The 7,690-nt window shown below is 54.2% G+C and carries 10 protein-coding genes; 6 read left to right on the top strand and 4 right to left on the bottom strand.

Annotated elements, in window-relative coordinates; genetic code table 11:
• The 4 genes from B2T33_RS12165 to gatB form a co-directional block, all read left to right on the top strand.
• A partial coding sequence (locus B2T33_RS12165) for an ABC transporter permease (RefSeq protein WP_286792109.1) occupies positions 1–525 on the top strand: 525 nt, incomplete at its 5' end.
• Positions 526–815: 290 nt separating this feature from the next.
• Complete coding sequence (gatC, locus tag B2T33_RS12160) at positions 816–1,106, top strand: Asp-tRNA(Asn)/Glu-tRNA(Gln) amidotransferase subunit GatC (protein WP_008890773.1); 291 nt, start codon at positions 816–818, stop codon at positions 1,104–1,106.
• Entirely contained in the window at positions 1,106–2,584 is a 1,479-nt protein-coding gene (gene gatA, locus B2T33_RS12155; protein WP_286792108.1) for an Asp-tRNA(Asn)/Glu-tRNA(Gln) amidotransferase subunit GatA, read from the top strand. Before gatC ends, gatA begins: the two co-directional genes overlap by 1 nt.
• Before the next feature lie 3 nt (positions 2,585–2,587).
• Positions 2,588–4,042 carry an Asp-tRNA(Asn)/Glu-tRNA(Gln) amidotransferase subunit GatB gene (gene gatB / locus B2T33_RS12150; RefSeq protein WP_008890771.1) on the top strand — a complete coding sequence of 485 codons (1,455 nt, stop codon included), beginning with the start codon at positions 2,588–2,590 and terminating at the stop codon, positions 4,040–4,042.
• 56 nt (positions 4,043–4,098) lie between these two features.
• On the opposite strand, the gene B2T33_RS12145 is transcribed toward gatB, so the two are convergent.
• The 3 genes from B2T33_RS12145 to B2T33_RS12135 form a co-directional block, all read right to left on the bottom strand.
• Complete coding sequence (locus B2T33_RS12145; RefSeq protein ID WP_286792107.1) at positions 4,099–4,650, bottom strand: NADPH-dependent FMN reductase; 552 nt, start codon at positions 4,648–4,650, stop codon at positions 4,099–4,101.
• A gap of 132 nt (positions 4,651–4,782) precedes the next feature.
• A complete protein-coding gene (locus tag B2T33_RS12140) occupies positions 4,783–4,983 on the bottom strand; it encodes a heavy-metal-associated domain-containing protein (RefSeq protein ID WP_008890769.1) in 201 nt (66 codons plus the stop codon).
• Between the two features lie 71 nt (positions 4,984–5,054).
• Positions 5,055–5,735, bottom strand: coding sequence for a type 1 glutamine amidotransferase domain-containing protein (locus B2T33_RS12135; RefSeq protein WP_286792106.1), 681 nt, complete (start codon positions 5,733–5,735; stop codon positions 5,055–5,057).
• A gap of 106 nt (positions 5,736–5,841) precedes the next feature.
• Between B2T33_RS12135 and B2T33_RS12130 the strand changes: the two genes are divergently transcribed.
• Together B2T33_RS12130 and B2T33_RS12125 are read left to right on the top strand one after the other, a co-directional pair.
• On the top strand, positions 5,842–6,783 hold the full coding sequence (locus B2T33_RS12130) for a LysR family transcriptional regulator (RefSeq protein WP_286792105.1): 942 nt from the start codon (positions 5,842–5,844) through the stop codon (positions 6,781–6,783).
• Between the two features lie 41 nt (positions 6,784–6,824).
• Complete coding sequence (locus B2T33_RS12125; RefSeq protein ID WP_286792104.1) at positions 6,825–7,403, top strand: thymidine kinase; 579 nt, start codon at positions 6,825–6,827, stop codon at positions 7,401–7,403.
• A gap of 20 nt (positions 7,404–7,423) precedes the next feature.
• Here B2T33_RS12125 and B2T33_RS12120 read toward each other — a convergent pair.
• Positions 7,424–7,690 (bottom strand): LysE/ArgO family amino acid transporter (locus B2T33_RS12120; RefSeq protein WP_286792103.1); only part of this gene is annotated, 267 nt, incomplete at its 5' end.

The following is a 7,690-nucleotide window of genomic DNA, read 5'->3' as shown; positions in this document are numbered from 1 at the left end:
TCGCCGATGATCGTGCCGCTGATCATTTCGGCCACCGGCATGTTCTTCTTCTACGCGCCGCTGGGCAACTGGCTTGAGCTTAATCTTGGCCTCAACCAGGCATTTGTCGGCTATGTAAAGGTGATCCTGGCACACGCTGTTCTGGGTATTCCGTTTGTCATCATCACGGTCACCGCGACGTTGGTTGGCTTTGACAAGTCACTGACCCGTGCGGCGGCAAACATGGGGGCAAATCCGGTCACCACCTTCTTCAAGGTTCAGATGCCTCTGATCCTGCCAGGTGTGATTTCGGGCGGTCTGTTTGCCTTTATCACCTCGTTTGATGAAGTGGTTGTGGTCCTGTTTGTCGGTTCTGCCCGTCAGCAAACCCTGCCATGGCAGATGTATACCGGCCTGCGCGAACAGATTTCGCCGACCATTCTGGCAGCCGCGACGATCCTTGTATCTGTCTCGATCCTGCTGCTTCTGACCGTGGAGCTGCTGCGTCGTCGTTCCGAACGTCTGCGCGGTATGAGCCCGGGCTAAGCCGATCTGGCATTCTGTCGCGTAACACGGGGCAGGGCATAAACACGAAACAGGCCGGCAACATTCTTGTTGTCGGCCTGTTTGTTTTCGTATGCCCGATCCGATCTGGGCAGGTGATATTTTCGCGCGTGACAGTTTTATCTGTCAGACAGCGCGACAACAGGCGTTCTTCGTTGCTTCGAACCCTTGCGGCAGGGGCGGCGGGGTGCTAGTTTCCGCGCTGTAATTCACGTTCTGGCAGATATCTCTCTGCCGGGTTTTTTGTCATTCCTTAAGAGAGACTTTCATCCATGTCGTCTTTGGATAAGGAAACAGTTCGCCGTATTGCCTATCTTTCGCGTATCAACGTGTCCGAAGAAGGCCTTTCCGAACTGGCGGGAGATTTGACCCGTATCCTCGATTTTGTCGAGGAACTGCAAGAAGTTGATGTTGAAGGCTGCGAGCCGCTGACATCTGTTGCCGATCTGACCCTGCCGCTGCGCAAGGACGAAGTCACCGATGGCAATATCCAGCAAAAAGTGCTGTCAAATGCACCGATGACCGATGCTGGCTGTTTTGTTGTGCCCAAGGTGGTTGAATAATGACTGATCTGACAAAGCTGACACTTGCAGAAGCCCGCGACGGGCTTGCAAAGGGTGATTATACCTCGGTCGAACTGACCGAAGCACACCTGAAATCGATGGACGCACATCGCAATCTGAATGCGTACATCACCGAAACCCCGGAAAAGGCCATGGAAATGGCCAAGGCATCCGATGCCAAGCGCGCCAAGGGCAGTGCTGGCAAAATGGAAGGCCTGCCGATTGCGGTCAAAGACCTGTTCTGCACCGAAGGTGTCCAGACCACGGCGGCATCGCACATCCTTGAAGGTTTCAAACCGGAGTATGAATCCACTGTCACCAGCAACCTGTTTGGCAATGGTGCGGTGATGCTGGGCAAGGCGAACCTTGACGAGTTCGCCATGGGGTCGTCAAACACCTCGTCCTATTACGGCAACGTGATCAACCCTTGGAAAGACAAATCCGGCAAGGATCTGGTTCCGGGTGGCTCATCCGGTGGTTCGGCGGCTGCTGTTGCTGCCAACATGGCGCTGGCAGCCACCGGTACTGATACCGGCGGTTCGATCCGTCAGCCGGCATCCTATTGCGGTATTGTTGGCCTGAAGCCGACCTATGGTCGTTGCTCGCGCTGGGGTATTGTTGCCTTCGCAAGCTCGCTTGATCAGGCGGGCCCGATGACCAAAACCGTTCGCGACGCGGCGATCATGCTGGGCTCGATGGCGGGTCACGATGCCAAGGACAGCACGTCTGCACCGATTGCCGTGCCTGATTTCGAGGCGGCCCTTACCGGTGACATCCGTGGCATGAAGATCGGTATTCCGAAGGAATACCGTGTCGAAGGCATGCCTGAAGAAATCAGCAAGCTTTGGGATAACGGCGTTGCCATGCTGCGAGATGCCGGTGCCGAAGTTGTCGATGTGACCCTTCCGCACACCAAATATGCGCTGGGCACCTATTACATCGTCGCCCCGGCAGAGGCGTCGTCGAACCTCGCACGTTATGACGGCCTTCGTTACGGCCAGCGTGTCATGGATGACGGCGACAGCCTTGATGACATGTACATGAAATCCCGTGCTGCCGGTTTCGGCAAGGAAGTCCAGCGCCGTATCATGATCGGTACCTATGTGCTGTCGGCTGGTTATTATGACGCCTACTACAACAAGGCGCTTAAAGTCCGTCGTCGCATTTATCAGGACTTCGAAGGTGCGTTTGGTCAGGTCGATGCGATCCTGACGCCGACCGCACCGTCTGCGGCCTTTGCGATTGGTGAAAACGAAGGTGATCCGGTCAAGATGTATCTCAATGACGTCTTCACCGTTCCGGCAAGCCTTGCGGGTCTTCCGGGCATTTCGGTGCCGACCGGTCTTTCGGCCGAAGGATTGCCGCTGGGGCTTCAGCTGATTGGCAAGCCGTTTGATGAAGAAACCGTTCTGCGTGTTGGTGGCGTGCTCGAAAGTGCTGCCAACTTTACCGCAAAACCTGCCGGGCAGGAGGGCTGATCCATGAGCTATATTCTTGAAGGTTCTACCGGCCCGTGGGAAATCGTTGTCGGTCTTGAAGTCCACTGCCAGGTCATTTCCAAGTCCAAGCTGTTTTCTGGTGCTTCGACCAAGTTCGGTAACGAGCCCAACAGCAACGTCAGCCTCGTTGATGCGGCCATGCCGGGCATGCTTCCGGTCGTGAACGCAGAATGCGTGCGTCAGGCGGTTAAAACTGGTCTGGGTCTTAAGGCCAAGATCAACAAGGAAAGCGTTTTTGCCCGCAAAAACTATTTCTATGCCGATCTGCCGCAGGGTTACCAGATTTCGCAGTTCGACAAACCGATTGTCGGCGAAGGCACGATCATTCTGGATATGCCTGATGGTTCGACCAAGTCGGTTGGCATTGAACGCCTGCATCTTGAACAGGATGCCGGTAAGTCGATGCACGATCAGGACCCGAAATATTCGCATATCGACCTGAACCGTTCGGGTGTGGCGCTGATGGAAATCGTTTCCATGCCAGACATCCGTTCGCCGGAAGAGGCCGGTGCATACCTGACCAAGCTGCGCGCGATTGTGCGTTATCTTGGCACGTGCGATGGCAACATGAACGAAGGCTCCATGCGCTGTGATGCCAACGTTTCAGTGCGTCGTCCGGGCGAAGGTTTTGGTACCCGTTGCGAGATCAAGAACGTCAACTCCATCCGTTTTGTGATGCAGGCGATTGAGATCGAGGCAAAACGCCAGATCGAAGTGATCGAAGGTGGCGGTGAAATCCAGCAGGAAACCCGTCTTTATGATCAGCGTTTAGGCGAAACCCGTTCGATGCGTTCCAAGGAAATGGCACATGACTATCGCTATTTCCCGGATCCGGATCTGCTTCCGCTGGTATTTGATGACGCGTTCATTTCGGAAATCGAAAAAGAACTGCCGGAACTGCCGGACGAGAAAAAGGCCCGCTTCATGCGTGAAAACGGTCTGTCGGCATATGATGCCGGTGTTCTTGTCGCCGAAAAGGAAAAGGCTGATTACTACGAAGTTGTTGCCAAGGGCCGTGATGGCAAACTGGCGGCGAACTGGGTGATCACCAACCTGTTCGGTGCGCTGAACAAGGCAGAAGTCGGGATTGCCGATAGCCCGGTAACGGCCGAAAACCTTGGCAAGCTGATCGACCTGATCTCTGACGACACCATTTCTGGCCGTATCGCCAAGGATGTCTTTGAAATCATGATCGAAACCGGCGGGGATCCGGAAAAGATCGTCGAGGAAAAAGGTCTTAAGCAGATCACCGATACCGGTGCGATTGAAACGGCAATTGACGAAGTCATTGCCGCGAACCCGGACAAGGTTGAAGAGATCCGCGCAGGTAAGGACAAGATGCTTGGCTGGTTTGTCGGTCAGGTCATGAAATCCACGGGTGGCAAGGCCAACCCGGGCATGGTCAACAAGCTGCTCCGCGATAAAATCCTCGGCTGATTGTAATCATCAGACCAAAGAAAAAGCCGCCCGTTTGGGCGGCTTTTTTTGTATGACTAATTGGCCTGGTTTTGAATTTCGCTTGGAATAGCAGCCGTTAAGTGTCGAAGCGCGGTTTCAAGTAAGGACCGGCTGGGCGGATGGCGCAAGATATCATCAACGTCAAAGTTCTTGCCGTTCAGCGGGATCGTTATGCACGCGTCAGTGACGATGTGTGCATCCATGGTGCGAATGGTTTCAATCAATGCTGCTTGTGCGATTGTTGCGCGGCCGGACGCATTCAGGCAGGCGACCGGCTTTTGCATGAATTCGCCACTGGCCACCACCCAATCAAGGGCATTCTTGATCGCGCCGGTAACACCATGGGCATATTCGGGACTGGCTGTCAGGACTGCATCCGCGCGGCGAAGTGCATCTCGAAACGCCGCGACATTGCGATCATCGGTATCTTCATTGTCCGGATTAAAGATCGGAAGGTGGCCCAAGCCATCAAACAGATGAACGGTTGCGCCATGGGGGCTTGCAACCTTTTGTGCCGCTTGAAGGAGCGTTCTGTTGATCGATGCTTGCCGAAGGCTTCCGCACAGGGCAGTAATATGAAGAGTCATTTTGTGCCGCTTTCTGTTTGTGGCGATGGTTGCACAAACGAGCACGCAGCGTAAAGAAAAGCCGCCAGCATATTTTCACTACTGGCGGCTCTGACGTTCGGGTGGGGGACGCGAACGTGGGTGTCTACTATTCTAGCGGGCTTCAGATGCCGGATAGCCGGCATCGGTGATCGCCGCGATCAGGGCATTGACGTCCGGGTTTCCAGAAACGGCGACTTCGCCATTTGCCAGATCAACCTCGGCACCTTCAACGCCGCTGACCTTGGTTGCTGCTTTGGTCACGGCACTTGCGCAGTGACCGCAGCTCATTTTTTCGACCTTCAGTTTTACCATCAGATTTCTCCATATGATCGGTGTCTATGAACGCAGTATGGAGGTTCCAGTAGATGGAAGGTCAAGCAGTTTTATGCAGACAAAAGTTTGATGACTTCATCGGCCGTTGCATCGCTTGATGCCGGGTTCTGACCGGTGACAAGTTTGCCATCAACAACCGCATAGGAAGCCCAGTTATCGCCACGCTCAAACGTTGCGCCGTGCTTCTTGAATTCGTCTTCAATCGACAGCGGCACAACGTTTTCAAGGCCGACAGCCTTTTCTTCATCATTGGTGAAGCTGGTAACACGTTTGCCCGAAACGAGCGGTTTGCCATCTGGCGTCTTGGCGTTCACCAAGGCGGCCGGGCCATGGCAGACGGCAGCAACCGGTTTGTTCTGGGCAACGAACGCCTCGATCAGGGCAATGGATTTCTGATCAGTTGCCAGATCCCAGAGCGGACCGTGCCCACCCGGATAGAACAGGGCGTCAAAATCATCGGCTTTCAGACCGTCAAGGGTGACGGTGTTGGCGAAAACAGCGTTTGCCGCTTCGTCCTTTTCAAACCGTTCGGTCGCATCGGTCAGGGCGTCGGGCACCTGACTGTTGGGATCAAGGGGCGGTTTGCCGCCTTTGGGGGATGCCAGCGTGATCTCTGCCCCGGCATCCTTGAAGCGATAGTAGGGAGCTGCAAACTCTTCGAGCCAGATACCGGTCTTGTGTCCGGTGTCACCCATCTGATCATGCGACGTAACAATCATCAAAATACGCATCAGTTCCTCCATGCGTGGAATTCATTTGCACTCATCATAACTGGCTGACAGAATTTGCAAAAGATTGATGAAGTGAACACATTGTCAAATTTAATGAGCATATAGAATGTCGGCACTTGATGAAGTTCGGGCGATGATGATCTTTGCCCGCGTTGTTGACGAAGGCGGGTTTTCTGCGGCTGCGCGGAAGATGGGGCTCAGCCGTGCTGCCATTTCCCATCAAATTCGCCAGCTTGAGACCCGCCTTGGCGTGCCTTTACTGCGCAGAAGCACACGCAGTTTCAGCCTGACTGATGCGGGGGCACGATATTATGACAGTTGCCGGACCATTTCCCTTGAAGCCGAAGCTGCGCGAAAACGCGTCGAAGAACTGCGTGACGACCCGGTGGGAAAGATATCGCTGACCTGTTCGGTTCATCTTGGCACACTTCGAATTGTGCCGATCCTTGACCGGTTTAGGCAAACCTATCCGGGTGTCTCGATTGATGTGCATCTCAGCGACGAAGTTGTCGATCTGATTGGTCGCGGCATTGATATTGCCGTGCGTTCCGGGCCACTGAAAAATTCGGAACTCAAGAATTTCAAACTTTATCAGACCCACAGGATCATCGCGGCGAGCCAGTCCTATGTCAGCAAGTTCGGATTGCCCGAAAGCCCGGATGATTTATCCGAACATGAATGGGTGATGTATAGCCGCGTTCCTGAGACGCTGACGCTTCAATGCGCCGACGGTACCCGAAATATCCGTGTGTCGGGCAGTGTTCGGGTGGATAACGCGACAGCCAGATTGCAGTTCTTGCGGGGAGGTCATGGCTTGGCGGTTGTTCCGTTATGTGATGTTCAGCAGGAAATTGACAACGGCGAGTTAATCCGGGTTTTGCCTGATTGCAAGCTACCGGATCTTGAGATCTATGCCGTTTATCCAGGTGGGGTGACCCGCAGTGCAAAGGTTCAGTCGCTTCTGGATTATATGCGGCGAGAAATGCGTGAAATCGATATTTCGCGCAATGGGCAAGTTCAAAGCGACAGCCATATTGATCATTCGTGATTGTTGGGCTATTTCCCTGTGACGACTTTCGGGGGAGACGCATGGCCAATCTGTTTTTCTATTACTCGTCCATGAATGCGGGGAAATCGACCACCTTGCTTCAGGCGAGTTTCAATTACCGCGAACGCGGCATGGAAACGTTGCTGATGACAGTGGCGTTTGATAACCGCTTTGGCGAAGGCAAGATTGCGTCGCGCATTGGTCTTGAAGCACCGGCACTGCTGTTTGATGCCAATACCGATATGACGGCCCTGATCCTTGAGCAGGTCGAAAAGGGGAAAGTCGATTGTGTCCTGATTGACGAGGCACAATTCCTGTCTAAAGACCAGGTCTGGCAGCTTTCCGATATCGCCGACATCCATGGCATCCCAGTGCTGTGCTATGGCATCCGTACCGATTTCCAGGGGCAGCTGTTTGAAGGCTCCAAATGGCTGCTGGCTTGGGCAGACAAGCTTAATGAGCTTAAAACCATCTGCCACTGCGGTCGCAAGGCCGGCATGGTTTTGCGGGTTGATGAAGATGGCAAACCCGTCCGCGAAGGGGCACAGGTCGAAATCGGCGGGAATGATCGTTATGTCCCGGTCTGTCGTCGGCATTTCAAGGAAGCGATGGACGAGTAGGGCGTACTCGATATGGCGTTCTAGTTCGCGATGAGCGCCCGTATTTCCGGTGCCAGCAGGCTATAGGCCACCAGCCACATCACGCCGCAGGTTACGCCATCAATGATCTTCCAGGTGATTGGGCGTGCGACATAGGGGGCAAGCCATGCAGCCCCTAGTGCAATGGCAAAGAACCAGACAAAACTGGCACTCATGGCGCCCAAGGCAAAGCCAAGTCTTTCGTCCGCTGGATATTGGCCGCCAATACCGCCAAGCATCACAACCGTATCAAGATAGACATGCGGGTT

It is taken from the genome of Thalassospira sp. UBA4513, from assembly GCF_002388495.1.
GTDB classification, from domain to species: Bacteria; Pseudomonadota; Alphaproteobacteria; order Rhodospirillales; family Thalassospiraceae; genus Thalassospira; species Thalassospira tepidiphila.
Note: the sequence above shows the minus strand (reverse complement) of the source record. Positions and strands in the feature narration are given on the sequence as shown.

Bases quoted from the DNA above. Each gene is read 5' to 3' on its own strand.
- gatA (WP_286792108.1), top strand. From the start codon at position 1,106: ATGACTGATCTGACAAAGCTGACACTTGCAGAAGCCCGCGACGGGCTT.
- B2T33_RS12135 (WP_286792106.1), bottom strand. From the start codon at position 5,735: ATGCGTATTTTGATGATTGTTACGTCGCATGATCAGATGGGTGACACC.
- B2T33_RS12125 (WP_286792104.1), top strand. From the start codon at position 6,825: ATGGCCAATCTGTTTTTCTATTACTCGTCCATGAATGCGGGGAAATCG.
- gatC (WP_008890773.1), top strand. From the start codon at position 816: ATGTCGTCTTTGGATAAGGAAACAGTTCGCCGTATTGCCTATCTTTCG.
- B2T33_RS12145 (WP_286792107.1), bottom strand. From the start codon at position 4,650: ATGACTCTTCATATTACTGCCCTGTGCGGAAGCCTTCGGCAAGCATCG.
- gatB (WP_008890771.1), top strand. From the start codon at position 2,588: ATGAGCTATATTCTTGAAGGTTCTACCGGCCCGTGGGAAATCGTTGTC.
- B2T33_RS12140 (WP_008890769.1), bottom strand. From the start codon at position 4,983: ATGGTAAAACTGAAGGTCGAAAAAATGAGCTGCGGTCACTGCGCAAGT.
- B2T33_RS12130 (WP_286792105.1), top strand. From the start codon at position 5,842: ATGTCGGCACTTGATGAAGTTCGGGCGATGATGATCTTTGCCCGCGTT.